The following is a 26037-nucleotide window of genomic DNA, read 5'->3' on the forward strand; positions in this document are numbered from 1 at the left end:
GCCGCAAAGCGCCGCAATGCCGTCATCGGTTCCGCCGCCGCCACATAATCTCTCACGACGCATAAGAAGGGATCGGATCCGGCCTCGCGCACCAGCGCTAGAAGACCATCCGGTCCCTTGCGGAAGTCGACCGGATGGCTGGCCAGGAACACCTTCGCGCCGGCCGGGATCATGCTTGTCGAACCGCCCGGAGGACTTTGATCAGGTGGTTCTGATCAATATCAGCGGCAACGCGAACCACCACGTCAGCGACAACAATCTCAATCATCGAGGCGGATGTCGGCGTGACCTCAACGAATCCAAGCCGCTGCTCATGCCGCTCGCCTTGGACGACACCAGCCTGCATCGCCTTACGGCGCCAGCCGAACAGTTGCGCCGGCGAGATCCCGGCCTGTCGTGCGATAACCGAGACATTGGCGCCAGGCTCCAGGGTCTCCTCGACCAGGGCCATCTTGGCCTGTGTCGACCAGCGCCGGCGGGGCCGCTCGGGACTCACCTCCAGGCGGCTGGGAACAACCTCCAGCACCTGGAAGCTTCTATCATCAGGCATAGGCGCAGACATAGTAACTGACACCGAAAGCTCCTTGCTTTGATGTCAGTAAAGATCAGCCATCGCATCATGCCGCGCCAGATGCGGCCAGCTTACCGCTTACGCGAAAGTTGCTGGCGGAGCAGTTTGACCTGCTCCCCGCATTACCCTTCTACCAAGCAATTCTTCCTTTCACGTCTCCTGCCCGGGTTTTCGACACAACTGTTGCATCAGGTCTTGCTCTGGCCCTTACGAGAGAATGCGGACGGAGCAAAAGTTGCCGTCCTTTTCCACGGTGCCCGTTCCTCATCCATGGCACTGTCGGGGGCCCCTGGCTCATGACAACGGCCGTACCGAATTTATCGGCTCTGAGATTCAATCTGGGATGACCAAACTGAAACCGGACCCGATTGAGCCCGAACAATGTGCCAGGCGGGCAGAGACGGTCTGTGCTGCCTGCTGACCAAGCTTTGACGTCACGTCCTGGGGCACAGCGGTGCTCGACAGATAGAACATGGAAAAGCCCCTGCGCCTGAGATAGACAGTCTGGATCGATGCCACCTTGTAGGAATTGTCCGTGGCCATAATGGCCCGTGCCGCAAACTCAGCGACAACAAGGCCGAGGCATTCACAGACCCTGTCTGGTAATTCGGCCTCATCGGCGTGAACGTTGAACACAACGCCCCAAGGTCTGAGATAGCCGGCGTCGAGCTCCCCAGAGAGATCGGTGAGATAGGCTGCTATGTCGCAAAGCTCATTGCCGGCAGCCAAGACCTCATGAACGATTGAGAACGCAAGCTGCCGCTCTGCAAAGGACGGGAGCGATCCCCGAATCATAAGATCCATGAACCAGTCGACACTGAGTTTCAGGTCCGGCTCCGACAAGGCGACCTCCCTGGGCTGGCCGGAGCCTCGTCCCCCAGCCTGCATTTGCGGCTTTGATTTCTCAGTGGTGTCGTGCGCCGAACACCGCGCTTCACGATCGTCTTCGCGTTTGTTGCAGTGGGATAGTTTCCTTTGGCCTCAACTGGGGATCAACGAGTCGGTTCGAATCTGCCTGCAAAAATGAGTAGCTGTGAGAGTCACTCGTGTTCCGTTGAGCTTCGACGCTGTCTTCCAAGACGTTCTCGCCTAGTTATACGACTAATAGGGACTGCTACGCCGCTCAGGTGAGCTTCCTCGCACAGCTCGCTACTGTTACTTGCCGAACCTAGTCGGAGATACGGCACAATATGCCATGTATAAAGGTACCTCTCTTCCGGCGTAAGAACTGATACGCCATTGCATGCAACGTGCTTGGCGATGCTGCGAGCATCTGGATGTTCCAAGACTCCTTTCTCAAGGAGGCTGTTTAGCCTCGCTGACAGTTGGGCGTCGACTACCCCTGCTGTGATCTTGTGCTTTCCTTTTCGGGCCATTCTAACTCCTTAGAGGCTTCGTAGATCGAGTACGGTGGCAAGTGCCTGCATGTCATACCTGATAGCGGCGCAAGGGGCGTTTACAGGCAGAAGTTCCGCAGGAGACCTCAACAGAAGTTACAGTACGCCACTTATGGGCTGACGCTGGCACTTGGCCGAGAAGGGTCTGTCACTGCCTCGGTCCGCGTTGCGCAATCAAGTTCAGGTTCTGTAAGCAGGACCTCCTCCAGAAGGACATCGGCAAGTCGTCGCCCCCGTACAGGGACCGCTTGGTGTGGTGAGATCAACTCGCTGCTTGAATTGCATCTTCTAAGTGCTGGACATTTTCATCATCACGATCCCAGCTACGATGAGCGTACCTGCAGCTAGACGCATAGGTGCCGCCGGCTCACCAAGCACGGCGATCCCCACCAGAAATGCGCCTACAGCGCCGATCCCTGTCCAGACTGTGTATGCAGTGCCGAGGGGCAAGACCCGCATCGCCAACGCGAGGAGACCGACACTTGCAATCATCGCTGCAACTGTAATTACAGAGGGAATAATCAGCGTAAACCCCTCAGATCTTTTCATCGAGAACGCCCAAACAACTTCGAGGACGCCAGCAACGAACAAAAGTATCCAGGCCATGACAGCCCTCCTGAGAGATGGTCCAGATCGTCCTGGACATAGTTGGGGGTTAAGAAGAGAGGCCGCCCTCTCAATCTGGACTGAGATGCTACGCAAGCCTAAACCAACAGGAGACAGACATTTTCGGGTTTGGCCCCCAGTTTCGAAAATTGTTACCGGTAGCGCTCCTTTTCCCAGCCCATAACCCGTGTGGTAAACTCCCCATGAGAAATGTCGGCTTTTGAGGATCAGAGCACACAATAATCACAAGATAGCTGAGCGAAATGCTCTTTGGTCGAGCATTTCGCGCCGCATGAGTGCCGGCCATTGGCACGGTATGGCTTAGGATTAGCAGAACGTCTCGTCCAAAGCGTTTTTGATATCAGCGATCAGGTCTTCCGAATCCTCAAGGCCGATCGAGAGCCGCAGGTGACCGTACTTCTGGAAGTTCGGCGGATACTTGTTGGAGCCGCCACGGCCTCCCCCGCCCACATGCACGATCAGGCTTTCGTCGTGACCGAGCGAAACGGCGGAGGTGATCACCTTGAGATTGGCGACAAAGCGGTTCTGCGTGTCAGGGTCGCCTTCAACCGCAAAAGCCATCATCGCGCCGAAACCCTTGCCGCCAAACTGCTTCTTCGCCAGTTCATGCTGGTCATGGCTTTCAAGCCCAGGATAGGCGACATAAGCCACACGCCTGTCGCTCGCGAGATACCGGGCGACTGCTTCTGCAGAGGAGAATTGCTGCTTGAGGCGCAGCGGCAGCGTGACGGAACCCCGCATGATCAGCCAGGCGTTGAAGGGCGAAATCGTTCCTCCCACATCCACCAAGGCATCGGCCTTCACATGTCGGATGAGCTCTTTGGAGCCGATCACCACGCCGCCCATCGCGTCACCATGCCCGTTGATGTACTTGGTCAGCGAATGGATGACGAGGTCTGCCCCCAGTTCAAGCGGCCGGAAGAACGGCGGAGGGGTGAAGGTCGAGTCCACGGACAGGAGGGCGCTCGCCTGCTTGGCGATTGACGCCAGCGTGGCAATATCAGCGACCTTGGTGGTCGGGTTGGCGATCGTCTCGGTGTGGATCAACTTCGTGTTCGGCCGCACGGCGGCTCTGACCGCCTCCATGTTGCCCATGTCGACGAAGGTAGCTTCGATCTGGTAGCGTTGGGGTAGGAGTTCGGCAAACAGCCGCCACACGGCTTCGTAGGTCACGTCGCCGACAATGACGTGATCGCCGGTCTTCAGGAAGGTGAAGAAGACAGCATGCAGGGCTGCAACGCCGGTGGCGAAAACGGCTGCATCTTCGCCGCCTTCGAGGGCTGCCAGCTTGCGCTGCAGGCAGATCTGATTGTGGCCGGAATTGCGAGTGTAGGAAGGGCTTTCGGTATCTGACCAATCCATTGTTGATGGATCGTAGGGCAGAGCATAGGAATTGGCCATGACAATTGGCGTCCGGACTGCGCCGGACCCCCTGTCGATCTCGTTGCCGCCATGCACCGAGAGTGTGTTGAACGCAAGGGTTGATAGCGCGTGTTTGTCTGGTCTTGACATGTGTAACTCGTTATTTCTGAGGTTCGATACTACGATTGTGAGGTTTAACGTCGGGCGGGCACAGAATTTTCAAGTTTCTTGAAGGCCTGAGTTATCGCAAAGGTGAGGCCGACGTAAAATAGGGTCACTAGAATAAGTGGCTCGTAAACCAGCAAGGTATCCTGACGGACCTTGTATGCTGCCCCGTAGAGGTCCATGACAGTCACCGAAAACACAATCGGAGTGGCCTTTAACTGAAGCACGACCTCGCCGGCGAAGGTTGGTAAAGCTATGCGAATCGCCCGCGGGAGCCATATCCGACGCAGGATTTTTCCGGACGACATGCCGAAGGCACGTGCTGCCTCAAGTTCTCCTTTTGGGACGGATAACATCGCGCCTCTCAAGATCTCGCCCTGGTAGGCGGCGAAGTTCAGGGTGAGGCTAAGCGCAGCAAAGAAGAATCCTTCGCGCAGGATGGGCCACAGAAAGCTCGTTCTCAATCCAGGGATATCAGGAAGGTAGGACCCAAGACCGTAATAGAGGAGCCAGAGCTGTATCAGGAGCGGGGTGCCGCGAAAGAAAGTGCAGTATGCTTTTGACAGCCAGCGGAATACTGACGATGTTCCCAACTGCGCGGCGGCGAGCAGAATGGCCAATGTGAAACCGACCGAAACAGAGATCACCAGAAGTAGACAAGTGAGCACAGCTCCTCGGGCCAGCAAATCCGCATAGGCGGCAATCCAATCGAACTCCATTACCGTTTCCTCAAGCTGGTGTTCGCTGCCCGCGGCGGAAGTAAACTTCAAGCGCAGAGAAAACGAGATTCGAAACGAGGGTGATGATTAGGTAAAGTGCCGCGGCGGCGAGAAAAAAGACCATGTATTGCTTCGTATTGCTGGCCGCTACTCGTGCTGCGAGTGCCAACTCCTGATAGCCTACGACGGCTATAAGCGCGCTGTCCTTGATCACTGACATCCATAGGTTGGCGAAACCCGGTAAAGCATTAGGGATCAGTGCAGGGAGTACCACGCGGCGGTAACGCAAAGGGGGCCGCATGCCAAAGGCCTTGGCTGCCTCTATTAGACCGACCGGAATCGCTAGGATGGCGCCGCGCAACACCTCTGTCATGTAGGCACCTTGGACGAAACCGAGCACGGCAACAGCCGCGACCAGTCCGTTTACCTCCACGGGACCTAAACCGAGCCAAGCGAGAATATGGTTCAGCCCGTCGGTCCCAGCATAGTAGAGAGCAACGATTAGGATCAGCTCCGGGACCGCCCTGACAGCGGTTGTGTAGACTTGCAAAAGCTGTTCAAGCCATCGAAGGCCGCTCAATTTTCCGAGGGCGCCAAATAATCCCAAGGCCATGCCGAGGAAATAGGCACCTAGCGATATCAATACAGTTGAAAATGCCCCGGCGACGAGCACGCCGCCCCATCCAGGCGGCGTGAGAGATAGCATTTCCAGGATTGAGGTTGCAGAAGCCATTGTGGAAGCACTCCGAATGAACGTTAGCGGATTTGCCGCTGCTGGTTCTGGCTAGCAAGTCCGCTAGAGGCACTGTCTCAATAAGGGTCGTAATCGAAGTACTTCTTATTGAATTCTGCATACTTCCCGTTGGCTCGGATCGCTTTGATAGCGTTGTTAAGCTTCTGCTTGAGCTCATTGTCACCCTTGCGAACCCCTCCGCCTACTCCTTCCCCAAGAATTGCATCATCTGGATCAACGGTACCTTTGAATTCGCAGCACTTTTGTCCGAGGTCTGTTTTGAGGAACTCCTTGAGCGGTCCAGTGTCGGCGAACACGTAGTCGATCCGGCCGGAAACAAGGTCTTGGAGAGACTCATCAACAGTCCCGTAGCTCTTTTCCGTCGCTATCTTCGCGAAGTGCTTTTTAAAGTATGCTGACTGCGTTGTAGAGACCGCAATCCCGATAGTCTTCCCTTTCAGCTGCTCAGCTGCGACGCCCACAGCACCGTCCTTCGGGCCAATCATACTGGCCATTGCAGAATAGTATTTGTCAGTGAAGTCGATACGCTTTTTTCGCTCTTCCGTGATCGACATGGAGGACCAGATGACATCGATTTTCTTGCTTTCGAGAGCCGGGATGAGACCGTCCCAGGCAACGTCTACAATCGTGCACTTCTCTTTAAGCTCTTCGCAGACCGCGTTCATCAGGTCGATTTCCCAGCCGATCGGTTTGCCGGAGGCATCTTTTGTCGTGTAGGGCGGGTATGCCTCGTTCACGACTCCGAACCGAATTTCGGCGTGGGCACTTGCCGCGAAGCAAAGCGCGGCGAGAGTTAGAGCTGTTCTTAGATATTTCATCTTTGTTTCCTCCTTTGTTGCGAAGTTGGCCGTGTGGCTAGTGCGAACCTGCTCCCAGGAATTCCTTGCAGCGGTTGCTCTTTGGTGCACCAAAGACCTGGTCAGGAGGCCCCTCTTCCTCCACTTGGCCGTGATGCAAAAACATGACGCGGGTTGAGACATCGCGCGCGAACTTCATTTCATGGGTGACCATCAACATGGTTCGGCCCTCTTCGGCTAAACCGCGGATCACTTTAAGGACTTCGCTGACAAGTTCCGGATCCAGAGCAGAGGTCGGCTCGTCGAACAACATAACAGCAGGGTCAATGCAGAGCGCCCGTGCGATCGACGCCCGCTGTTGCTGACCACCGGAGAGAAAAGAGGGATAATCATTGCACTTTTCGTAGAGGCCGACTTTGGCCAGCAGTTCATGTGCTTTCGCAACGGCTGTCTTTCGGTCCATACCTAAGACGTGCACGGGAGCTTCGATGACGTTCTCTAGGATCGTCATGTGAGGCCACAGATTGAAGCTCTGGAAAACCATCCCGAGCCCAGTCCGGAGCCTCTCAATCTGACGCCAGTCAGCGGGATGACACCTCCCATCGCGCCCAGCCCGGAATATCACGTCCTCTCCGTTGATTTGAAATGATCCCCTGTCAGGAATTTCGAGAAAGTTTATGCAACGAAGAAAGGTGCTCTTGCCTGATCCCGATGAACCTATGATTGAGACCACATCCCCTTTTTGCGCAGTAAGTGAAATCCCTTTTAGAACTTCGTAGGAGCCATAACTTTTGTGGACGTCCTTCACGGCGAGCGCTGGTACCATGCCGGGGTGCATTCTGTTCTCCATGGGGCTAGTCACGGCATCTGCGATGCTGAAGTGGGCAAAGCTCCGCCGTCGCCGCGTTGCCACGGCAAAAGTTCTATCAGTCAGAGGTAAGGGAACTGCTCGGATTAGGGCGGCTCTCTGCGGCAGCGACTCCTCAATCTAAGGGCCGGGAGGTCGTTGCAGCAGGCTATTTGCTTGGGGGCGAGGTGATGGAGATTTTCTGCCTTATGATCTCGGAGCCAGGCATGAGGTTCGTCAAACCTTTCGTGAGCATATCACCTGCTTCTTCGAGGGCGTCTTCGGGCATGGTCTCGAGGCTCTCCAATATGAACCACATTCGACGCGCCGTATCCGTCAGCCGTGTGCGAGAGCCCTGTCGCCAGTTCCACCTTCTACAAGTGACGCCTTGATGGTCACGCCACACGACCTCTCCAGGCGTTGGGTTTTCCGTTACTGCTTCACCGTTCATGACGGTGTCGAAAAGTTCTGTTCCTTCGGCAATTGTCAGCTGTGGCTGGCCGACATAGGCGTCGTAGTTTTCCCCGCCGACAGGAAGTGCATACCGAAGGCTAACAGCATTGTAGAGATCGACGACAGGATTGATTGCGGGAATTTTGCCGTCTTTCTCTACCCTTTTTCTGAGAGCTTGTGCAGAGCACGGAGTTCGGTTCGGCTTCGCACCAAAGCGGTGGTATGTTTCCGCCCAACTGGCCAAGTGGGCATCTGCCCACGACGCGCCACCGGCTGATACAAAATCACATGCTTGCGCAAGTATGCTCGGGTCAACGGTGCCTTTCTGAGCGCGTGTTGCATCGACATGAATGCTTATCGCCCGAAAGCCGGGGGCGAGGCTTGCAATTCTTTTGTCGATGATCGGAACTTCAAACATCTGCTGGCTCCTAGTGACCATGTTGGTGTACAATACTGACCATGGACAACAAAGTCAATATATCGACCGACTCGGGCGCCGATGTTGAACGCGTCAGCGCAACTGTGTCTCAGAACCTGAAAATCTTCCGCCGCCGGAACGGCCTCACTCTCGACCAACTCTCCCGAAAATCGGGCGTTAGCAAAGGTATGCTGGTCGAAATTGAGAAGGGCAGTGCCAATCCCAGCATCGCGACTCTGTGCAGAACAGCTGCAGCTCTTGGAGTTTCCGTTGCTGACTTTGTCGGTGTAGCGCCGAGTGTGCCTGCGCGGATCGTGCAACCGCACGAGGCTTCAACATTGTGGCGGGGGCCCAAGGGCGGCAGTGCCACACTCCTCGTGGGAACCCATGGCCCCGATGAAGTAGAGCTTTGGAGGTGGACCATGTTTCCAGGCGAGACATTCGAATCTCCTGGTCATTCATCCGGGACACTCGAACTTCTAAATGTAGAGATCGGCGAGCTAACTTTGAGACTGGCTGATACTGATCTCATCGTGCAATCTGGTTCTTCGGTATTGGCGCGTACAGAGGAAAAGCATGCGTATATGAATTGTGGGACGCAGGAGCTTCGGTTCATTATGGTAGTGGTGGAACTGCAGCGGTCGCGTGGGCGATTGCAACTTTGATCTCTGTCACTCGTCCAAGGACTTTTTGTTCTAATCGCTATGAGTCAGGGCATAACTTTGGACTCGCTTTCCGTCGGTTCCGCCCCGCTCCATTATCGCAGCTCAGCGTCAGACCCAGCATGCCGTTTCAAAGTTTGTTCAATGCGATTAGGAACGCTGAAATGAGCAGCACAATGATGATTGCGATGGCGAAAGGAAGCATGGCGCGAAAGGCCTCGCGCTCCCGGCCCGGTGTTCCAGCTAGACTGCACACGATTGACATGCGTACGGAAGAGACCATGTTGAGCGACAGCGCTGCAACATGTTGCAAAGCTATCACGCTTGCCACGTTTAGACCCGCTTCGGTGGCCAGACTGACCTGAGAGGCCATGAACAGTCCATTGGCAGCGTTGCCGCTATGGGCAGGGTGCCGAACACGGCGGAGATGATGGGCGTCAACACGATTGCCCAACGATTGAGGGCGTAGAACAGACCCTGGGCTAAGCTGCCAGCAATACCTGAGCCGGAGAGTAATTCTGCCATCATCGAGAACGTAATAATGGTAAGGGCAGCGAGGCGTCCGGTCTTCCAGGCTGCAGCTATCTCGGCCGGGATAGCGTCGGCGTGCCCGCGGAGGAGAGCTGTCAGGATCGCTGCTAGCACGAGCCACGTGCCCGCGTGATAAAGTGGTGACCAAATTGGCGTGTCGACAAAGGGCTGAATAGCTCCAGTTTCCTGGAGACCATGCTCAAGGGATGGCACCAGCCGAGTGGTAACCAGCCAACTGATCAGGGCAGCAAAGGGCAACATCCTCTTGGAGGCACTAATCAATTTCCGACGGTCTGGCTGTTCGTCGACGAGATATCGCAGCACGATTATTGGCCCATAGGCTGCAAGCATCGCCGTCTCAGGACCGAGCAAGGCCGTGGCTGTAATCACAAAGGCCAAACCAGAGCCCAGCCAGAGCGCCTCGCTTATGCGCTCGCGCCAGTCAGCGGCAATTCCAGCCAGGTCCGCCATGCGCCAATAGAACGGTAGCCAGAGAACGTTGAAGGCAATGAGGCAGAAACTACTGTTGATGGCAAGTGCCGTCGGATCCGTGCGGGCAAAAGCAGCGGCGACGATCGCACCATTGCCCATGCCACCCCATAGGATCATGGTTTGACTAAGCAGAGAAAAGGCGAGCAGATAGACCGGCTTGACATCGAGCCGGGCACCAACGTCATTGTCCCGATAATGCCAACACCGAAGCCGGTGGCAGATTCAGCAAAGGGGCCGATCAGGAAACAGGCAGTGAACAGCAGTCGCCTTTTTGCACGTTCGTCCGGCAGCCGCATCTCGACTGGCATGGTAGCGTTACTGTGCCGGATGGCCATCTGCCAAAATAGCAGCCCGCCTAGGATGTAGGGAACGACGATCCAGCCGATCCAGGCTCCCCGCGCGAGCGACACAATGGCATCCGTGACTTGAAAGTTATGGCGCGCAGTAAGAAGTGCGACAACAAGCGCGAGGAGTATCCCAGTGACGGAAGCGGCAAGTGTGCCGGCCCGCCCGCTTGCGATCACCCCAATGACCGCGAGCGCAGGCAATGTCCAGATGAGGTAGATCAATCTCGATCCGCCTCCAGCATCTTCTGTTGCCCCAAGCGGTGTGGCTGTTCTTGAGCACAAGCTAGCCCAGCGCTTCCGCGATGGCCGATTAAGGAGCGTTCCGGGCAGCTAATCCGTTCTTGGCGGCACCAGCGCGAATACACCTCTGAACCGCGCCGAATTTTCCGGAGGCTGATTGGCTTGGATTTTACGCGGCCATCGGCATGACCTCAAGCTTCGCATAGTAGGCAGCCTCCGCCTCGGCGGGCGGGATGCTACCAATAGGCTCGAGCAGGCGCCGGTTGTTGAACCAATCGACCCATTCGAGGGTGGCAAACTCCACCGCCTCAAAAGAACGCCACGGACCACGCTGATGGATCACCTCGGTCTTGAACAGGCCGATGACGATTCCCGCCAGAGCATTGTCGTACGAGTCCCCGACACTGCCGACTGACGGCTCAATCCCCGCTGCGGCGAGGCGCTCGGTGTACTTCAGTGACACGTATTGAACTCCCCTGTCGGAGTGGTGGATGAGGCTGGATCGTCGGAGAGGTTGCCGCTCGTGGAGAGCCTGCTCCAGGGCATCGAGCACGAACGCGGCCCGGGCCGAACGCGACACCCGCCAGCCCACGATCCTGCGGGCGAAGGCGTCGATCACGAAGGCGACATAGACGAAGCCCGACCAGGTCGCCACATCGGTGAAGTCGCTCACCCACAGGGCGTTCGGCCGCGGCGCCTTGAACTGCCGGTTGACCCGGTCACGCGGGCAAGGGGCCGCGGCGTCACTGACCGTCGTCCGGATGCTCTTGCCGCGCACCACCCCTTGGAGGCCCATCTGCCGCATCAGCCGGGCGACCGTGCAGCGCGCGACCTCAATCCCTTCGCGCTGCATCTGGCGCCAGACCTTGCGGACCCCATAGACGCCGAAGTTCGCCGCAAAGACCCGGCGGATCGCCTGGCACAGTTCAACGTCCCGGCGCTCGCGGGCCGGCCTGCGGTCGGGATTGGCCTTGCGAGCAGCGTGCTCATGGTAGGTCGACGGGGCGATCGGCAGCACACGTCAGATCGGTTCGACCCCGTAGTCCTCACGATGCTCGTCGATAAACGCCTTCATGGCTTGAAGCGGCGGTCGAGCTCCGCCTGGGCAAAATACGCGCTGGCCTTGCGCAGGATCTCATTGGCCTGGCGCAGCTCCCGCACCTCCCGCTCGAGCGCCTTGATCTTCTCCTGCTCCGCGCTCGTCGGGCCGGGGCGAAGGCCTTGATCGCGCTCGGCCTGCCGCACCCAGTGGCGCAGCGTCTCGCCCGAGCAGCCGATCTTCGCTGCGATTGACCGGATCGCGTCATACTGGGAGGTGTACTCGTCGCGGTGCTCGAAAACCATCCGGACCGCGCGCTCGCGGACCTCTGGTGAATATGGGGGTGTTCTCTTCGTCATGGCTCCATCCTGTCAGGAGTGGGAGCCTCCGGGAATCCCGGCGCGGTTCACCTCAGATCGGTTGAAGAGCAAGGCCCTCAGCACTGCCTTAACCGGCAGTCCATTTGCTCGCATGAAGAAGAGGACGCCGTTGCTGACATGGCTGGGCACGCCTTGGCTCTGCATCGAGAGCACAGCCATTATTCAGTGCTTGCGAAGCCGGGCCAGTAGTGACCATTCGGCGTCGGCCGCTCGCCAAAGATCGCCTGGCCGACACGCACAACATCGGCCCCTTCCTCGATTGCGGCCTCGAAATCGCTCGACATGCCCATCGACAACTCGGCGAGTACAGGGTTTCGTTTAGAGGCTTCGTCACGCAGGCGACGCAGCAATCGAAAGCAGGGCCTGACCTTCTCCATGTTGGAACTGAACAGCGCCAGCGTCATCAGCCCCCGCGGCCGCAGGCGAGGAAACTGGTCGAGCGCGTCAACAAAGGACGAGAGGGCGTCCGGATGAAGACCGAACTTGCTCTCCTCCCCAGACGTGTTGACCTGGACATACACGTCGAGGAAACGGTCCTCCCGGGTGAGACGCTCGTTGATCAAATCGGCAAGGCGCAGGCTATCGAGCGCATGGAACTCGCGGACGAAGCGGGTGAGGTATTTCACCTTATTGGTTTGGAGGTGGCCTACGATGCTCCACTCGATCGGCAATTCTGCGAGCGTCCTGTGCTTGCCTAAGGCTTCCTGAACCCTGTTTTCTCCGAAGGAGCCGATGCCAGCTTGATGAGCGAAGCGCAGGATATGGGCTGGAACGGTCTTCGTAATCGGCAACAACCGCACGGACGCGCGAGGGCGGCCTGCGCGTTGGCAGGCAAGAGCAATGCGCTCCTCAACGTTGGCAAGGTTGGCCTTGAACAAGCCCAGTGGGTCACGACCGAACCGCTCGAGATCTTCAGGGGTCAACTCGCAGGGCGGCATGGGTTTCATGATATGCCCGGCCTTGCATCCCGAAGCATCATCCATCGGCACCATCCGGCCAATGGCCGATCTTTCTCGTGCTCTGTTGGTCATACCTCTTCGCGACGTCCTCTTGCGTTAAGTCCTGAATGGCTTCGGACACGCTCTCTGGAAACGTCCAGTTTCAGGGAATTGGACTGGGCCAGTGCCTCAAGCACACTCGCCAAGCGCTCGACCCCCTGTACGATCTCCCGTTCACCTAGACTTGCGTAGCCCATCACTAAGCCGACGATGCCCGGGTGGCTGGCAGGGGTTGCCGGATCATAGAGTGGGCTAACCAGATAAAGGCCAAGGCCCGCAGCGGCTGCTCTGGCGAGAAGATCGTCCTCCTGCGCCTTGAGCACACGGGTCAGCCACACCACAACGTGCAGGCCCGCCTCAGTCCCGACAACAGCCACGTCGTCTCCAAACGTTCTCGCCAGGGCTGCCAGCAATACGGCCCGGCGCTCGCGGTTCCTGCGACGAGCGCTGCGGACATGCCGTTCATAGGCGCCGCTCGCAATGAGATCAGCCAGCGCATCCTGTTCGAGCGCAGGCGAGTGCCTGTCGGACAGCCGCTTTGCCATGACAAAAGCATTCCGCAGCCCGGGCGGCACGACGAGGTAGCCGAGGCGAAGGGTCGGCGAGAGGGTCTTAGATACGGTGCCGAGATAGAGGACAGTTTCGCCCCCATCCAACGCCTGCAACGCCGGGATCGGCGTGATGTCGTAGCGGTACTCGCCGTCGTAGTCATCCTCGATCACGTAGGCGCCGCTCCGGCGCGCCCAGGACAGGAGCTCCCGTCGGCGGGCCGCCGACATCACGCTTCCGAGCGGAAACTGATGTGACGGCGTGACATAGGCCAGCCGCGCCTCACTGAGCCCCTCCGTCCGCATCCCCTCGCTGTCGACGCTGACCGGAAGCGGCACGGCGCCGACGGCGCTGAAGATCTGGCGGGCTGCTCCATAGCAGGGGTTCTCGACCAGAACGCTGTCCCCTGAATCGAGCAGCAACCGGGCGCAGAGGTCGAGCCCCTGCTGGGACCCGTTCACGATCACGATCTGGTCGGGATCGCAGCGCAGGCCCCGGGCCCGCCAGAGATAGCCTTGAAGGGCGGCTCGCAACTCAGGTGACCCGGCCGGATCGCCGTAGCCCAGACGCGCCGGGCGGCGCAGGATCGCGGCGTTGATGGCCTTCTTCCAGGCCAGCGTCGGGAAGTCGGCAGCAGCCACGTCGCCATACCTGAAATCGGCTACGAGGCGGGCTGGGACACGGGAAGCTGGCGCCGGCAGATCGAGCACCCTCTGACCGAAAGCAGCCAAGCGGACTTTCGACGACCTGGACGTCTGTGGCTTCGTCACGGTGGGGCTCGATCCTTGCACCACGGTCGCTCGGGCCCCCTGCCGGGTCTCCAGGTATCCCTCGGCGATGAGCTGCCCGTAGGCGGCGGTGACCGTCGTGCGCGACACGCCCCACTCAGCGGCGAGCGCCCGCGTCGATGGCAGGCGGGCCCCCGGTCCATAGACGCCCAGCCGGATCTGATCCTTGATCGCCTCGCAGATCCGCCGCGTGACGGTCGTGTCCTTTGATAACTGGCCCACTCTTTCTCTCTCGAACTGGATATTTCCTGCAGGCCAGATTGCAGGCATTCCTGGCTTTGGGCAAGGACGATAGCCGTGTATATTCCACCCGCCTTCGGCGACAATGATCCCGCCAGCCTGCATGCGACCATGCGGGCATCGCGGCTGTCCAACTTGGTCACCGCGACCCCTGAGGGCCTGATCGCCACGCCATTACCCTTCGTCCTCGACGAAACAGAAGGGGAGCACGGCGTCCTGTACGGGCACGTCGCCAAGGCCAATCCGCAATGGAAGACCCCTCCCATCGGCGAGGCTATGGCGATCTTCATGGGTCCGGACGCCTACGTCACGCCGTCCTGGTATGCGACGAAGCCGGAAACCGGGAAGGTCGTGCCGACCTGGAACTATGTCGCGGTGCATGCCTATGGTCCGGTCGAGTTCTTCCAGGACCCTGAGCGGCTGCTCGACGTGGTGACGCGCCTGACCAGGCTGCACGAGGAGCCGCGGGCTCTTCCATGGGCGGTCTCCGACGCGCCTGCCGACTTCATCGCTGCGCAGTTGCGCGGCATCGTCGGGGTGCGCCTGCCGATCACGCGCATCGATGGCAAGCGGAAGATGAGCCAGAACCGCTCGGAGGCCGACCGCCGTGGCGTTGTCAGCGGGTTAGCCGAGAGCGAATGGCCCTCGGAACGTGACGTGGCGAAACTCATTCCGGTCAGCATCCCATGAATACGGATCTACACCAGATCGGTCTCATCTACATCGCGCACATGATCGCGGCGGCCAGTCCCGGCCCCAGCAACATGGCGATCATGAGCATGGCCATGCGGAGGGGCCGCACGGCCGCCCTAGCCCTCTCGGCGGGCGTTATCACGGGCTCCCTGTTCTGGGGCGTGCTTGCCGCGACCGGCATCCCCGCGCTCCTGGCATGCTATGCGGAAGTGCTGGTGGTCCTGAAGGTCCTGGGCGGTGTCTATCTTCTCTACCTTGCCGTCAGAGCAGCCCGGTCAGCCCTGACACCCGATGGCACCGGCTCGCCGCCGCTCGATCACGGCAGGGAGTTCAGGTCTGCCTTGCTCTACCGCCGCAGGCTTCTGCTCCATCTGACGAACCCAAAGTCGGTGCTGGCCTGGATCGCCCTCATGACGCTTGGCCTCGGACCGGGAGCGACCGCGCACACGGTGGCGATCATGCTGGTCGGCTGCGCCACCCTCAGCGTCACCATCTTCTGCGGCTACGCGCTGGTGTTCTCGACCAAGCCGATGGTCAAGCTCTACGGCAAGGCGCGGCGCTGGATCGAGGGAACCCTCGCAGGCTTCTTCGGCATCGCCGGCCTCCGCCTGCTGCTGTCCCGTTCCTGAACAACTCCCTCTCGAGGTTCCGAATGACACCGTTTCAAGGATTGTCGGCCTTCCCGATCACCCCAACTGATGCCCACGGTAGGGTCGACACAGACGCCTTTAATCGCCTTTTGGAGCGGCTCCATTCAGCCGGGGTCGACTCCATTGGCCTGCTCGGCAGCACCGGCGGCTACATGTATCTCACCCGGGAGGAGCGGCGGCGGGCCGTCGCGGCTGCCGTCGGCAATGTCGGAGGCAGAACCCCTCTCATCGTCGGTGTGGGTGCCCTCCGGACGGACGAAGCAGAAAGCCTGGCGCGGGACGCGGCATCCGAAGGCGCAGATGCGCTCCTACTGGCGCCTGTCTCCTACACGCCCCTGACCGAGGAAGAGGCTTACCAGCATTTCGCCGCCGTGGCACGGGCTACGGACCTGCCGCTGTGCATCTACAACAATCCCGGGACGACCCACTTCACGTTCAGCGACGCCCTTCTGACGCGGCTCGCTGCCGTCCCAAACATCAAGGCGGTGAAGATGCCGCTGCCGAAGGACATGGATTTCAGGACGGAGTTAGACCGTCTGCGACGGGACAGCCCTGGCGACTTTGCGATCGGCTACAGCGGTGACTGGGGGCAGCCGAAGCGCTGCTTTCCGGAGCAAACACCTGGTACAGTGTCGTCGGTGGTCTACTCCCGGGACCTGCCCTCAGGCTGGTTCGGGCCGCCCAGGCTGGAGACGTGGCCGAGGTACGCCGCATCGATAGCCATTTTCGGCCGCTGTGGGAATTGTTCAAGGAGTTCGGTAGCATCCGTGTGGTGTATGCTGCCGCCAACATCCTCTCACCGTGCAAAGCCGTTCCGCCGCGGCCCATCCTGCCCATCACAGATGCTGATCATCGGCGCGTGGCGGCAGCACTGGACGTGTTGTCAGGCCTGATGCGGCCGTAACCAATTCAGTGTGCCTTCCGTATGGTATGAATGCGCGAGGAATCCGCCGCACGGCTTTTTATCCATGCTCGATTACACCCATCTCTCTGCCCTTGCGGCGGTCATCCGAACCGGCAGCTTCGAACGGGCTGCACAGCACCTCAACGTCACGCCTTCCGCCATCTCCCAGAGAATCAAGCTGCTGGAGGAGCGGCTCGGGACTGTGCTTGTAATCCGGGGTCAACCCTGCACGGCAACTGAAGTAGGGCAGCGCCTGTGCCAGCATGTGGAGCAGGTTGCCCTGCTTGAGAACTCTTTGCGCGGCAGCTTTCCCGGCCTTCAGACCGAGAGCCGACCTGTGACACTCCGCGTTGCCGTGAACGCTGACAGTCTCGCGACTTGGTTGATCCCAGCCATGGCTAAGGTGGAGGGCTTTTTATTCGACTTGGTGTTGGACAACGAGGACCACAGCCCCGAATGGCTGCGCCGCGGCGAGGTGGCGGCGGCAGTAACAGCGCGCGGTACACCGATTCAGGGTTGTGACTGCCACTCTCTGGGAGCCCTGCGCTATGTTGCGACCGCAAGCCCGCAGTATCATGACCGATGGTTTGCCGACGGATTCAGCGAGCCTGCGGCGGCATACGCCCCATGTTTGATCTTTAAGCAGAATGATCGACTCCATGTGGAATGGATGCGGCAGGTGCTCGGAGGTAATGTTCATCCCCCGCTCCACCAACTACCCTCATCCCAGGCTTGTCTGGATGCGGCCTTGGCTGGGATCGGTTGGGGTATGAACCCGGAGCGGCTTGTGATTGATCACCTTCGCGCTGGAAGGCTGGTTACACTCAGGCCGGATCAACCTCTGGATATACCTTTATTCTGGCAGCAGAGCCGCATCGTGAGTCCAGTGCTAGACCATTTGACCCAGGCTGTCGTGCACGGGGCCAGGACAACACTTGTGCCTGTCTAACGTGGGTGCAAGGAGCACTGCTCTGTGGGCACAACTACAAGAGGAACACCGTGTCGGAATTCAAATTGCATTGCTTTGCCCTATCCGGAAACTCGTACAAGGTCGCTCTTTTTCTGGCGTTGGCTAAGGCTAACTGGGAACCCATCCTTGTCGATTATTTCGGCGGCGAGACTCACAGCGATCAATGGCGCCGTAATGTCAATGAGCAAGGAGAAGTACCGGTTCTTGAACACACCGGGATACGGCTGAGCCAGTCTGCTGTAATCCTTGATTATCTGGCCGAGGTAACAGGGAAGTTTGGCCCACAGGATGCAGGCGAAAGGCGTGAAATCTTGCGCTGGATGTTGTTCGATAATCACAAGTTCACGAGCTACTACGCCACTTTGCGGTTCCTCTATGGCCTGCGAATGACCGGTGAGACCCCGGTGACTCAGTTTCTGCGGGAACGTGCGATGGCAGCGTACCGCATCGTTGACCGTCATCTGAGCGATACCCCTTTTCTTGTATCAACTCGGCTAACAATCGCAGACCTATCGCTTGCAGGCTACGTATATATGCCTGAGGATACGGGGGTAGACCACAGCGAGTTTCCCAACATTGCGGCTTGGAAGGACAGGATCAGGAACTTGCCGGGATGGCAGCATCCATATGACCTGATGCCTGGTCCCACATTCCTCTAGACTCCGAAGCGCGGGCTTATGATACACTCGCAATGTACAGCCCTTATCGCAGAGAAGTTCGGAATAGTCCCGGCATCAACACTTCTAGTGTCTGTAATCCACCTTAAGAGGTGCGGTCCAGATTCGCGCCGCCGCCGGCCACACCGCTGCGATGGTCTCCCGACAGCTTGCTAAGTGTCCCAAGCGCTGCTCGCGATTGCCGCATCCCGGCCTACGAGCACGCGATCAGCCGCCTCGAAACCACGGATGGTTGAACAGAAAGAAAAGCTGCAATCAGCATACCCTCGCTGGGGCTGCGCTGTGCACCGCGGTCGCGGGCGAGAAGGTATGTTTCTGCCTACATGGTTTGCACTGGGCCGAACCAGAAATGCTGAAGGTCGGCTTCGTGCACCCTCGCGCCACGCAACTGAGATCACTATCGCAATTCATACTTCGAACTGCATGCTTAAGCTTGGGCGCGCGAAGTTTGTGCGTAACGCATAAATTTGAGCTCAGGGCACATTCAAGGCGTGCCTAATTCCGATCCTGCAACCCGGCCGGTAGACGGCAAACCGCGGCTCCACGAAGATCGACTCAGCGTCTTTCTTTCCGAAGCCCAGACCCAACCAGCCCCGCGGCACCCGCAATTGCTGCCGTTTTATGTAATATCTTAGTAGAGACCGCGGGAGCGAGAGCGCTGCCAGCGGTTTATTCCAATGCACAGCGTTGACGGCGTTTCGCAGCTCCGGGGCCGCCGGATCATTGAGGCTTTCCGCCGATCCGATCTCATGCACTCTGCCGTCACGCTCGCTGGGGCCCCGGGGTGCGAGCGAGAGGCCTATCGGGTCATGCTCCCGTTCGTCCTGGCAATCGTTGCTGTACTGGTCGTCGCGTCCTGCTTGATCGCCACCCATGTCCTCTAGGTCCTTAGGCAGAGTTGCTGACGGGCAATCGTCGGCTGTTCCAACGGCAGCGGGTTAGGCTATGGGATGATGGGCAGCCCTCTTGAGTGATGCGACCCCGACCACTGAAGTAACGGTGATCATCGTTCCCGTAACGACCATGAGTGACATAGACAGTTGTCACTTTGCCTTTAACTTTGAGATTCGTCGCGTTGGGTGCCGAAAAGCAAGATTCTTTGCCCTTAAAGGCGAGATGCCGATCAGGTTTGTTCGCTGCTCTTTGATCCTGCGTGTGAAAGCGGTGCTGCATCTGGCGCGCGCTACGATCGACGGTGGCGAGCAAACGGGCTTCCTTGTGATAGGACCGGAGCAAGGCGATCTTGGCGAACTCTGTCAGGTCCCGTTTCATCTCCATCGCAGCCAGCCGCACACCCCTGTAAGCGCTGTCTCACCTTTAGGGGGAAAAATCTCGATTTTATAGGCAAAATCTCACATTTACCGGCAAAGGCTTGCCCTTGATTTTGTTGAGTTCCTTATCTCGCCTTTAGGGGCAAAGCGACACGACCTTTCGGGCACGGGTCGAATGCGCCGCAGGCGCAGAGGGCCTGCTCATGAGGGGCGCGGAGAGGTGATTTTAGGTGGATCAGGTGATTAATGTCATAGTCTGGTCGGCCCCAGTAGTGCGGTAGTCAGATTGCCCACAACAAGCGGGGCAAGTTGAAACGGCTGCCAATCCACCGAAGGAGAACAACCCGGCCAACCGTGCGGCGCTTGCCGGCCGGGCAAAGGACTGGATCGGCAACGAGGCGTCGACGCTGATTGACCTTCTCGATGAACAGCCCGCCGACGATCTGAAGGTACGATCATAGAGAACCGCAAAGGCCGGTAAGTTATCGATCTGTTAACCATGTCTGGCCGAGGATGCTCGAAGCCGAAAGGTAGGCGGGAAGAGCGCGGATGTACCGCCTTCCCGCCCTTTTGGTCTTTTGCCGCGTCCTGTCCCAAAGGAGCCAAGGTGAACGCGATCCTCAAAGAGCGTATCGGGGAGCGAGTTACTGCACTCAAGATCTCATGGCGCAGGGCCAGCCTGGAAGCCGGCCTCGAAGCGGGGTTCATTCAGGACATCATTACCGGCCGCTCTCAAAATCCGGGCGAGGAGGCCGTAGCAAGCCTGGCTACCGTGCTCAAGTGTAGCCCGGCGTATCTCACGGGCCAGAGCGACGACCCTGCCAGCGGTGCAGGGGCTCACGGCGCAACTGAAGTCCCTTTGGACGCAGCCCAACGGCCTGATGCTGTGATGGCACTCAGAATTGTCGACGAACTGCTAACCGCGGGACACGTCGAGGCCGCCCGTGTCGCGGTCCGACGTGCACTCAAAGCGATCGCAGTCGAATAAGGGACTGATGGCGGCAGGCTGTCTTCGAGAACCGAGCAACCCCGAATGCGTTATTCCGCAAGGATTTCAGCGCCAGAAAGGGACCCGCCGCGAACGTCTCGATCGAGCTGGATAACAAGGCTAGGCAGACCTATGCGGTCTTTGTCGACGGCGTCTGCATAGCCCGATCTCTGCCGCTGGCCGAAGCAAACAGAGTTAGGCTGTAAGCCTTGAGCGGAGAGGTCGGTAAGCCGCATAGGGGGGTAAAGGAGCGGGACGGCTTCGCAAAAAGTCGCCCCATAAGACGCTTGAGCCTACGCTCTGCCTTTCACCTTCTTCGCAGGAGAGCGACGTTTCGGCTTCGCCGCCTCAACCGGCGCCGAGACGGTTTCAACTGACTCTGCAGCCGCTTTCGCAGCAGTCTTCCACCTCTGCTGGCCGAGCCCAGCGCTTTTTGCGAGCGCCGAGCGCTTCGCCGCATAGCTCGGCGCCACCATCGGGTAGTCACCCGGAAGCCCCCACTTTGCGCGGTACTCCTCAGCCGTCAGCCCGAGCGTCCCAAGGTGGCGCTTGAGCGTCTTGTACTTCTTGCCGTCTTCGAGGCTAATCAGGAAGTCGGGCGTGATGGACTTACGGATCGGAACGCGTGGCTCTGGCTTTTCGGGCTCTGCCTGTTTAGGGGTGGCAAGCCCTTGGAGCGCAGCGTGCACCGTTCCGATCACGTTTAGCAGATCGGCGCGATGAACAGAGTTATTGGCCACGTAAGAAGAGACGATATCTGCGGTAATGCTGGCGAAGTCCAGTTGCTGTTCAGTTTGAGCCATAATTCATCCAATGCCTATGAGGCTGAGGCGTGATCAGTTAGCTGATCATCTAGCTGGGTCAAGCCACTCGGGCAGGTGCGGGCAATTCTCAATCCCGACCGCTCCAGCCATACGTCAAAGATCTCGTTGGCAGCCTGTTTAGCCTCATCGGCCGTGTCCGCGAAGCCGAGGAGAGGCACCCTGGCGTTGTGTGGCATGCCGTTCATCGTCCAGACCCATTGCCCATCGCCAAAGTAAACAAGGCAGAATGCATGAGAGCCGAGACCACCTTCAAAGCTCCCATCACCGCGCAATTCGCAAGATCTCCACTTGAGCGGCATCAGCGCTTCCTCGGCGGCATGGGTATGTGTTTGAAGGTGTAGCCGAGCACGGCATTGGCGATGGCCGACCGGCTGACGCCATAATCCCCGGCAAGCCTGGAGAACTCGCGTTCGCCGGACGCATAGCGCAGCCTGGCCTCTAAGACCTGCTCGACAGTCAGCTTCGTCTTTCGCATGCTCATTCGACTCAAACGGAACGAATAGGGAACATGTTCCTTGGTGCTGTGCCATGTCGAGGCCTATTAGGGCCTGGGGGCTAGTGCCTGTGGAAAACGTGGATACCGACTCAGCAGCCCGCCAACGAATGATCCACGAAAGCGATGAGCAGGACCGATCTCAGGAAAGGACTAAGTTAGGTTGTTGAATGGGCCTTTGATGCCCGCGCAGGTGTGGGTGTAGCTTTATTTCAACTGACATAATATCCTAGCTTGGAAACAGGATGTTATTTCTTGATAGGGCTATCGGTGTCAGACGATAAAGCGAAGTCCACTAACCCGCCTCGCCCTAAGGCAAAGTTCTTTGATGCAGTTGACGGCGGCGAGTTGCTCAAGATTCGAGAACAATCTCGGTTGCACATTAATGAGCGCTACTTACTGGCCCTTGAGAAGTATGCTGACCAAATAGCGGCAGAGAGGATAAAGGCCAGTGAGTACAGTAAAGAGCACGGCAGCCTATTTATCCGCACCGTGTTCTTGTTGAACGGAGGTGCAATCATCGCTCTGTTGACCTTTGTCAGCGCAATGTTTGGCAAAACCGATCTAAATGTGCTTTTAGCCATCACCTTAGGCAAGAAGCTAGTGCCTGCGTTCTATTGTTTCGCTGGCGGTTTAGCAGCCGCGGCACTGGTTACCGGGCTCGGTTTCTTTAATTGGCGCGTGGTCGCTGATTCATACGCGGGGCCAGGCCCGATCTTCGACTGGATCCACAACAAGCCGATTGAGCAGCCACCCAACGCAAACAAGCTGATCCAAGGCACCTATTGGATTGCTGTGACCATAGTGGTTGGATCATTAGTTGCGTTCATCGCCGGCGCATATCTCGTAACGACAGCGTTTTCCGTTCTTGGAATCGAATGATTTAGGTCGCTTCAAACGACGCATTCATCGCCTTGGTCTTGCTATACAGTACGATGTAACAACCTGAGGAGCAGAGCCGAGAGATGCCAGTACTAGATGACGATGAAATTCGGCGGGCTATCGTGAAGCGCGACATTGGAGCGGTCTCAATCGACACAAGCGTTTTCGATCACTACCAAACCAACTTGGATTTTAAGCTGCTGAGAAGCCTAGTTCAGTTTCGTGGGACCGGAGTGAAGTTTCTGCTGTCAGAAGTAGTTGTAGGCGAGGTCCACGCACATCTCGCCCGCAGAAGCGCCGACTCAAAGAGTAAGCTCCAAGCAGCTCTCAATCAGTTCGCAAAGGCTTGGAAACTCGATTCAGGTGTCGTGACTGCGGGTTGGAAGGGGGTTACACCTGAGCACGAGCCTTTAGCCTTTGCTAAGATGCAAGTCGATGCGTTTATTTCGTATGTTGGAGCTGAGGTCATTAAGGCCGAAGATTACGTTTCTTTGTCAGATGTTCTTGCGCGCTACTTTTCGAACGTTGCGCCGTTCAGCGACAGTGACAGAAAGAAAAGTGAGTTCCCTGATGCATTTGCACTGAGTTCCTTGGATGAATGGGGAAGGCGCAACAACAAAAAAGTCATCATTGTAAGCCGAGATACGGATTGGGAGAGGTTCTCTGGCGAGTCCGAATGGCTAGTATACATCAAAGATCTTCCGGCCTGCCTTGGATATTTCAATGAGGACGAAACCTTCTACGTAACGGGCATATGGAAAGCTCTGACCGAAGGGCGTGCCCCTAGCCTGATGGCGGGTATACGGGAGGCAGTTCGCGAATACATCGAAAACGTTGATTTTCATGTTGATGCAGATTCTCCCTTCAGTTTCGAGGCGACTGCAGGATCTGCCCGATTCTTGGGCCTGATGATAAAGGCCGAAGGTCGGTCGCCATGGATTATTGAATCTGATGACTCATCAATAAGCTTTATCGTTCCGGTGAGTACAAGATTTGAGGTGGCAGCCGAGTTCGAATTTTCCATGCGTGACGGTATTGACCGCGATTATGTCAGCCTCGGATCCTCTTCTTACAGCATGAAGATGGCGGAGGATCTGCCCGTTATCATTACAGTCGATAGAACAGGGAAGCACGAGCCAACTCTGCTAGATGTTGATCTTGAGATCCCATTTCCAAAAGTCGATTTTGGATTAATCGAGCCAAATTTTGAGGATTGAGGATCGCGCACGCAGGTAGGACTAGGGACGGATTGCATCGATTTCGCCGCTGACCCGGCCCCGAAGATACTCCAGGTGCTTGAGCTCCTCGGTAGCGGAAGCGATGCGCCTCTCCACATGCTGCAGATCCTGATGTGCCTCTTTGAAGCGTCCCAGCTCCGCAGCAAGTGCGGCATGGTCTGCCCCGGCCTGTTGGACCGCTCGGGTAAGACGGGCGATCTCATCCTGTGCGTCGGATCCCAGCATACTGGGGTTCAGAACAAAGAGCCCGCAGAGAGCCCATCCAGAAACGGCCAATACAATTAGAGCACCGGACTGGAAATCCGACTCCCAAGGTTTTGGGCTGGCGCGATCTGTGATTCACTCTGTGGAGCGGGAGGTGGATCATGGGTCACTGCTATTCTCTCGATCTGCGGGTGCGCGTCGCCGACTTTATCGCGGCGGGCCATTCCTGCCGGGCGGCGGCCGAGCACTTTGACGTCAGCGAGAGCTTCGCCATCAGGCTGGTGCGGCGAACGCGGGACACCGGCTCGCCGGCGCCAGCCCGTCAGGGCCGCCCACCGGGACGCGGCAAGCTGGTGCCTTATGAGAGTTTCCTGATCCAGACCGTCGCGGCCGAGCCGGCCATTACCATGCCTGAGCTCGCCGCAAGGCTGCTGGAGCAGCATGGAGTGGTGGCTGCCCCCGCGATGCTCTCACGCTTCCTGTGCCGGCGCGGCTTCACCTATAAAAAATCTATGGACCGGCCGTGCGTTGCAAGAGGGCTGTTTCAGATTGGATGAGGGACGGTTCGCATCAATCTATCCGGCCTCTGGATGGAGCCTGAGCTCCGGGCCATCATGGGAATCCGCGCGCACCGGGCCTGCTTAGTCCCGAGACCTCGAAGGGCCATTTTTTTAATCAGGTTTCCGATGCGCCGGGCAACCGTTCATCCATCCTGTCACATCCTTCTCGCGAACCGCGGCGGGAACTCTATCCTCGAACTGTCGGCCGTCTGAGCAGGCTCAGGCCGTCCGTGCGGCAAACTCCGGATCGTAACCGTTCGCGTGGGACAGCACGCTCCAGGCGATGCGCGCGAGCTTGTTAGCCAAGGCGGCCGCCAGCACATTCCGGTGCAGCCGGGCCCGTGCCGCGGCCAACCAGCGGCCGAAGCCGTGCCCATGCCAGTGGCCCGGGTGTTGCAGGAGAACTTGGGCGCCGCTGACAAACAGCGTGCGCAAGTAGCGGTTCCCGCGCTTCGACAGGCCACCCAGGATGGTGCGGCCGCCGGTCGAGATCTGCTTGGGCACGAGACCGAGCCAGGCGGCAAAATCGCGGCCTTTGGTAAACGCCGCTCCGGTGCCAATCGCCGCCACCATGGCGCTGGCGGTGATCACGCCGACGCCCGGGATCCCCATCAGCCGCTGGCAGCCCCCCTCCTGACGGGCCAGAGCCGTGATGTCCCCGGTGATCGCGTCAATGCGCTCATCCAACCGGTGCCAGTCTCCCGCCAGATCCTCGATCAGGTGGATCATGCGCGGCGAGAGCACGTCCGTGCGGTGGGACAGCAGAGTGGGCAGAGCCTCTCGTAAACCGGCAAGTCCCTGCCTCACCGGGATGCCGCACTCGAGCAGGAAGCCGCGGATCTGGTTGATCACCGCCGTGCGCTGCCCGACCAGGCGGCTGCGCACCCGGTGCAGGGCTTGCAAGTCGAGTTGCTCGGCCGACTTCAGCGGCACCGGGCGCATGGTTGGACGTTGCGCCGCCTCGGCGATGGCCTCGGCATCGCGATAGTCGTTCTTGTGCCCTTTGAGAAACGGTTTGACGTACTGGGCCGGCAGCAGACGGACATCATGGCCGAGGGCGGCGAGCTGACGCCCGACGTGATGAGCCCCGGCACAGGCCTCCATGCCGATCAGGCAGACCGGCACATTGGCCAGGCAGGGCAACAGCTGCCCGCGCGAGACTTTGCGGCGCAGCACGATCCTGCCGCGGGCATCCATGCCGATCAGGTGGAAGGTGGTATTGCCCAGGTCGATGCCGATGGTGGCGATGGTCTCAGCTGTGGTCTGCTGTGTCATGACAGGGCTCCTTCGCTGCGGGACAATCCCGT

General features: G+C 58.5%; 29 protein-coding genes, 2 pseudogenes and 1 other annotated feature. Of the genes and pseudogenes, 11 read left to right on the forward strand and 20 right to left on the reverse strand.

Features of this window, described 5'->3' with window-relative positions; translation table 11 throughout:
* Positions 1-169 precede the first annotated feature (169 nt).
* The 9 genes from DDF70_RS38855 to DDF70_RS26770 all read right to left on the reverse strand — a co-directional run bounded on the left by DDF70_RS38855 (position 170) and on the right by DDF70_RS26770 (position 8110).
* Positions 170-562: a transposase gene (locus tag DDF70_RS38855; protein ID WP_425374118.1), complete on the reverse strand. Its 393-nt coding sequence runs from the start codon at positions 560-562 to the stop codon at positions 170-172.
* A gap of 342 nt (positions 563-904) precedes the next feature.
* Positions 905-1414 (reverse strand): hypothetical protein, encoded by a 510-nt coding sequence (locus DDF70_RS26735; RefSeq protein ID WP_162820691.1) that lies wholly within the window; start codon positions 1412-1414, stop codon positions 905-907.
* An 842-nt stretch (positions 1415-2256) separates the two neighbouring features.
* On the reverse strand, positions 2257-2574 hold the full coding sequence (gene sugE, locus DDF70_RS26740; protein WP_114947790.1) for a quaternary ammonium compound efflux SMR transporter SugE: 318 nt from the start codon (positions 2572-2574) through the stop codon (positions 2257-2259).
* A gap of 327 nt (positions 2575-2901) precedes the next feature.
* A complete protein-coding gene (locus tag DDF70_RS26745; RefSeq protein ID WP_114947791.1) occupies positions 2902-4107 on the reverse strand; it encodes a trans-sulfuration enzyme family protein in 1206 nt (401 codons plus the stop codon).
* Positions 4108-4151: 44 nt separating this feature from the next.
* Entirely contained in the window at positions 4152-4841 is a 690-nt protein-coding gene (locus tag DDF70_RS26750; protein WP_114947792.1) for an ABC transporter permease, read from the reverse strand.
* A gap of 10 nt (positions 4842-4851) precedes the next feature.
* A complete protein-coding gene (locus DDF70_RS26755) occupies positions 4852-5574 on the reverse strand; it encodes an ABC transporter permease (protein WP_114947793.1) in 723 nt (240 codons plus the stop codon).
* A 77-nt stretch (positions 5575-5651) separates the two neighbouring features.
* Positions 5652-6413: a transporter substrate-binding domain-containing protein gene (locus tag DDF70_RS26760; protein ID WP_114947794.1), complete on the reverse strand. Its 762-nt coding sequence runs from the start codon at positions 6411-6413 to the stop codon at positions 5652-5654.
* Positions 6414-6450: 37 nt separating this feature from the next.
* Positions 6451-7230: an ABC transporter ATP-binding protein gene (locus DDF70_RS26765; RefSeq protein WP_114947795.1), complete on the reverse strand. Its 780-nt coding sequence runs from the start codon at positions 7228-7230 to the stop codon at positions 6451-6453.
* Positions 7231-7408: 178 nt separating this feature from the next.
* A complete protein-coding gene (locus DDF70_RS26770) occupies positions 7409-8110 on the reverse strand; it encodes a B3/B4 domain-containing protein (RefSeq protein ID WP_114947796.1) in 702 nt (233 codons plus the stop codon).
* A gap of 41 nt (positions 8111-8151) precedes the next feature.
* Here DDF70_RS26770 and DDF70_RS26775 point away from each other — a divergent pair, with 41 nt between their 5' ends.
* Positions 8152-8775 (forward strand): helix-turn-helix domain-containing protein, encoded by a 624-nt coding sequence (locus DDF70_RS26775; RefSeq protein ID WP_114947797.1) that lies wholly within the window; start codon positions 8152-8154, stop codon positions 8773-8775.
* Between the two features lie 127 nt (positions 8776-8902).
* Here the strand turns inward: DDF70_RS26775 and DDF70_RS37625 are convergent, their stop codons facing one another.
* The 6 genes and pseudogenes from DDF70_RS37625 to pdxR all read right to left on the reverse strand — a co-directional run bounded on the left by DDF70_RS37625 (position 8903) and on the right by pdxR (position 14358).
* Positions 8903-9145, reverse strand: a complete 243-nt coding sequence (locus tag DDF70_RS37625; RefSeq protein WP_205772490.1) for an L-lactate permease — start codon at positions 9143-9145, stop codon at positions 8903-8905.
* Entirely contained in the window at positions 9106-9894 is a 789-nt protein-coding gene (locus DDF70_RS37630) for an L-lactate permease (RefSeq protein ID WP_205772491.1), read from the reverse strand. The genes DDF70_RS37625 and DDF70_RS37630 overlap by 40 nt, the downstream gene beginning before the upstream one ends.
* Before the next feature lie 14 nt (positions 9895-9908).
* The gene (locus tag DDF70_RS37635) at positions 9909-10364 is read right to left on the reverse strand and encodes a hypothetical protein (protein ID WP_205772492.1); all 456 of its coding nucleotides are present in this window, start codon (positions 10362-10364) and stop codon (positions 9909-9911) included.
* 187 nt (positions 10365-10551) lie between these two features.
* Positions 10552-11780, reverse strand: a pseudogene (locus DDF70_RS26785) (IS3 family transposase).
* Positions 11383-11499 (reverse strand) — a sequence feature (AL1L pseudoknot). Its footprint overlaps the pseudogene before it by 117 nt.
* A 179-nt stretch (positions 11781-11959) precedes the next feature.
* Positions 11960-12739: a YggS family pyridoxal phosphate-dependent enzyme gene (locus DDF70_RS26790; protein WP_114947814.1), complete on the reverse strand. Its 780-nt coding sequence runs from the start codon at positions 12737-12739 to the stop codon at positions 11960-11962.
* A gap of 89 nt (positions 12740-12828) precedes the next feature.
* Positions 12829-14358: a MocR-like pyridoxine biosynthesis transcription factor PdxR gene (gene pdxR, locus DDF70_RS26795; RefSeq protein WP_245435660.1), complete on the reverse strand. Its 1530-nt coding sequence runs from the start codon at positions 14356-14358 to the stop codon at positions 12829-12831.
* A 75-nt stretch (positions 14359-14433) separates the two neighbouring features.
* Between pdxR and DDF70_RS26800 the strand changes: the two genes are divergently transcribed.
* From DDF70_RS26800 to DDF70_RS26835, 7 genes and pseudogenes are all read left to right on the forward strand, one after another.
* A complete protein-coding gene (locus DDF70_RS26800; protein ID WP_114947799.1) occupies positions 14434-15066 on the forward strand; it encodes an FMN-binding negative transcriptional regulator in 633 nt (210 codons plus the stop codon).
* Positions 15063-15698: a LysE family translocator gene (locus tag DDF70_RS26805; RefSeq protein ID WP_114947800.1), complete on the forward strand. Its 636-nt coding sequence runs from the start codon at positions 15063-15065 to the stop codon at positions 15696-15698. The genes DDF70_RS26800 and DDF70_RS26805 overlap by 4 nt, the downstream gene beginning before the upstream one ends.
* 23 nt (positions 15699-15721) lie before the next feature.
* A pseudogene (locus DDF70_RS26810) lies at positions 15722-16623 on the forward strand (dihydrodipicolinate synthase family protein).
* 64 nt (positions 16624-16687) lie between these two features.
* Positions 16688-17572: a LysR family transcriptional regulator ArgP gene (locus DDF70_RS26815; protein WP_114947801.1), complete on the forward strand. Its 885-nt coding sequence runs from the start codon at positions 16688-16690 to the stop codon at positions 17570-17572.
* A gap of 50 nt (positions 17573-17622) precedes the next feature.
* Positions 17623-18252: a glutathione S-transferase family protein gene (locus DDF70_RS26820; protein WP_114947802.1), complete on the forward strand. Its 630-nt coding sequence runs from the start codon at positions 17623-17625 to the stop codon at positions 18250-18252.
* 984 nt (positions 18253-19236) lie between these two features.
* Positions 19237-19614 (forward strand): hypothetical protein, encoded by a 378-nt coding sequence (locus DDF70_RS26830; RefSeq protein WP_114947804.1) that lies wholly within the window; start codon positions 19237-19239, stop codon positions 19612-19614.
* 534 nt (positions 19615-20148) lie between these two features.
* A complete protein-coding gene (locus DDF70_RS26835; RefSeq protein ID WP_114947805.1) occupies positions 20149-20529 on the forward strand; it encodes a hypothetical protein in 381 nt (126 codons plus the stop codon).
* Between the two features lie 293 nt (positions 20530-20822).
* Here DDF70_RS26835 and DDF70_RS26840 read toward each other — a convergent pair whose 3' ends face one another.
* Genes DDF70_RS26840 through DDF70_RS37375 form a run of 3 tightly spaced genes read right to left on the reverse strand, consistent with a single transcriptional unit; the run spans position 20823 to position 21828 of the window.
* Positions 20823-21332, reverse strand: coding sequence for a Ros/MucR family transcriptional regulator (locus DDF70_RS26840; RefSeq protein ID WP_114947806.1), 510 nt, complete (start codon positions 21330-21332; stop codon positions 20823-20825).
* 14 nt (positions 21333-21346) lie between these two features.
* Positions 21347-21652, reverse strand: coding sequence for a hypothetical protein (locus tag DDF70_RS26845; protein WP_114947807.1), 306 nt, complete (start codon positions 21650-21652; stop codon positions 21347-21349).
* Positions 21652-21828, reverse strand: coding sequence for a helix-turn-helix domain-containing protein (locus tag DDF70_RS37375; RefSeq protein WP_170316126.1), 177 nt, complete (start codon positions 21826-21828; stop codon positions 21652-21654). The genes DDF70_RS26845 and DDF70_RS37375 overlap by 1 nt, the downstream gene beginning before the upstream one ends.
* Positions 21829-22116: 288 nt before the next feature.
* On the opposite strand from DDF70_RS37375, the gene DDF70_RS26855 reads away from it, so the two are divergent.
* Together DDF70_RS26855 and DDF70_RS26860 are read left to right on the forward strand one after the other, a co-directional pair.
* Complete coding sequence (locus DDF70_RS26855) at positions 22117-22728, forward strand: hypothetical protein (protein WP_162820692.1); 612 nt, start codon at positions 22117-22119, stop codon at positions 22726-22728.
* 122 nt (positions 22729-22850) lie between these two features.
* On the forward strand, positions 22851-23945 hold the full coding sequence (locus DDF70_RS26860; protein ID WP_162820693.1) for a PIN domain-containing protein: 1095 nt from the start codon (positions 22851-22853) through the stop codon (positions 23943-23945).
* 21 nt (positions 23946-23966) lie between these two features.
* Here DDF70_RS26860 and DDF70_RS26865 read toward each other — a convergent pair whose 3' ends face one another.
* Positions 23967-24191 carry a hypothetical protein gene (locus tag DDF70_RS26865; protein WP_114947811.1) on the reverse strand — a complete coding sequence of 75 codons (225 nt, stop codon included), beginning with the start codon at positions 24189-24191 and terminating at the stop codon, positions 23967-23969.
* Between the two features lie 140 nt (positions 24192-24331).
* Here DDF70_RS26865 and DDF70_RS26870 point away from each other — a divergent pair, with 140 nt between their 5' ends.
* Positions 24332-24727, forward strand: a complete 396-nt coding sequence (locus DDF70_RS26870; RefSeq protein ID WP_114947812.1) for a helix-turn-helix domain-containing protein — start codon at positions 24332-24334, stop codon at positions 24725-24727.
* A 222-nt stretch (positions 24728-24949) separates the two neighbouring features.
* Here the strand turns inward: DDF70_RS26870 and DDF70_RS26875 are convergent, their stop codons facing one another.
* Complete coding sequence (locus tag DDF70_RS26875) at positions 24950-26005, reverse strand: IS110 family RNA-guided transposase (RefSeq protein WP_114947574.1); 1056 nt, start codon at positions 26003-26005, stop codon at positions 24950-24952.
* Positions 26006-26037 lie beyond the last annotated feature (32 nt).

Source organism: Microvirga calopogonii (assembly GCF_003347665.1).
Lineage (GTDB): Bacteria > Pseudomonadota > Alphaproteobacteria > Rhizobiales > Beijerinckiaceae > Microvirga > Microvirga calopogonii.

Coding starts and splice junctions, on each gene's coding strand:
- DDF70_RS38855 (WP_425374118.1), bottom strand. CDS start 562: ATGTCTGCGCCTATGCCTGATGATAGAAGCTTCCAGGTGCTGGAGGTT.
- sugE (WP_114947790.1), bottom strand. CDS start 2,574: ATGGCCTGGATACTTTTGTTCGTTGCTGGCGTCCTCGAAGTTGTTTGG.
- DDF70_RS26745 (WP_114947791.1), bottom strand. CDS start 4,107: ATGTCAAGACCAGACAAACACGCGCTATCAACCCTTGCGTTCAACACA.
- DDF70_RS26750 (WP_114947792.1), bottom strand. CDS start 4,841: ATGGAGTTCGATTGGATTGCCGCCTATGCGGATTTGCTGGCCCGAGGA.
- DDF70_RS26755 (WP_114947793.1), bottom strand. CDS start 5,574: ATGGCTTCTGCAACCTCAATCCTGGAAATGCTATCTCTCACGCCGCCT.
- DDF70_RS26760 (WP_114947794.1), bottom strand. CDS start 6,413: ATGAAATATCTAAGAACAGCTCTAACTCTCGCCGCGCTTTGCTTCGCG.
- DDF70_RS26765 (WP_114947795.1), bottom strand. CDS start 7,230: ATGCACCCCGGCATGGTACCAGCGCTCGCCGTGAAGGACGTCCACAAA.
- DDF70_RS26770 (WP_114947796.1), bottom strand. CDS start 8,110: ATGTTTGAAGTTCCGATCATCGACAAAAGAATTGCAAGCCTCGCCCCC.
- DDF70_RS26775 (WP_114947797.1), top strand. CDS start 8,152: ATGGACAACAAAGTCAATATATCGACCGACTCGGGCGCCGATGTTGAA.
- DDF70_RS37625 (WP_205772490.1), bottom strand. CDS start 9,145: ATGGCCTCTCAGGTCAGTCTGGCCACCGAAGCGGGTCTAAACGTGGCA.
- DDF70_RS37630 (WP_205772491.1), bottom strand. CDS start 9,894: ATGGGCAATGGTGCGATCGTCGCCGCTGCTTTTGCCCGCACGGATCCG.
- DDF70_RS26790 (WP_114947814.1), bottom strand. CDS start 12,739: ATGCCGCCCTGCGAGTTGACCCCTGAAGATCTCGAGCGGTTCGGTCGT.
- DDF70_RS26805 (WP_114947800.1), top strand. CDS start 15,063: ATGAATACGGATCTACACCAGATCGGTCTCATCTACATCGCGCACATG.
- DDF70_RS26815 (WP_114947801.1), top strand. CDS start 16,688: ATGCTCGATTACACCCATCTCTCTGCCCTTGCGGCGGTCATCCGAACC.
- DDF70_RS26840 (WP_114947806.1), bottom strand. CDS start 21,332: ATGGCTCAAACTGAACAGCAACTGGACTTCGCCAGCATTACCGCAGAT.
- DDF70_RS26845 (WP_114947807.1), bottom strand. CDS start 21,652: ATGCCGCTCAAGTGGAGATCTTGCGAATTGCGCGGTGATGGGAGCTTT.
- DDF70_RS37375 (WP_170316126.1), bottom strand. CDS start 21,828: ATGCGAAAGACGAAGCTGACTGTCGAGCAGGTCTTAGAGGCCAGGCTG.
- DDF70_RS26865 (WP_114947811.1), bottom strand. CDS start 24,191: ATGCTGGGATCCGACGCACAGGATGAGATCGCCCGTCTTACCCGAGCG.
- DDF70_RS26870 (WP_114947812.1), top strand. CDS start 24,332: ATGGGTCACTGCTATTCTCTCGATCTGCGGGTGCGCGTCGCCGACTTT.
- DDF70_RS26875 (WP_114947574.1), bottom strand. CDS start 26,005: ATGACACAGCAGACCACAGCTGAGACCATCGCCACCATCGGCATCGAC.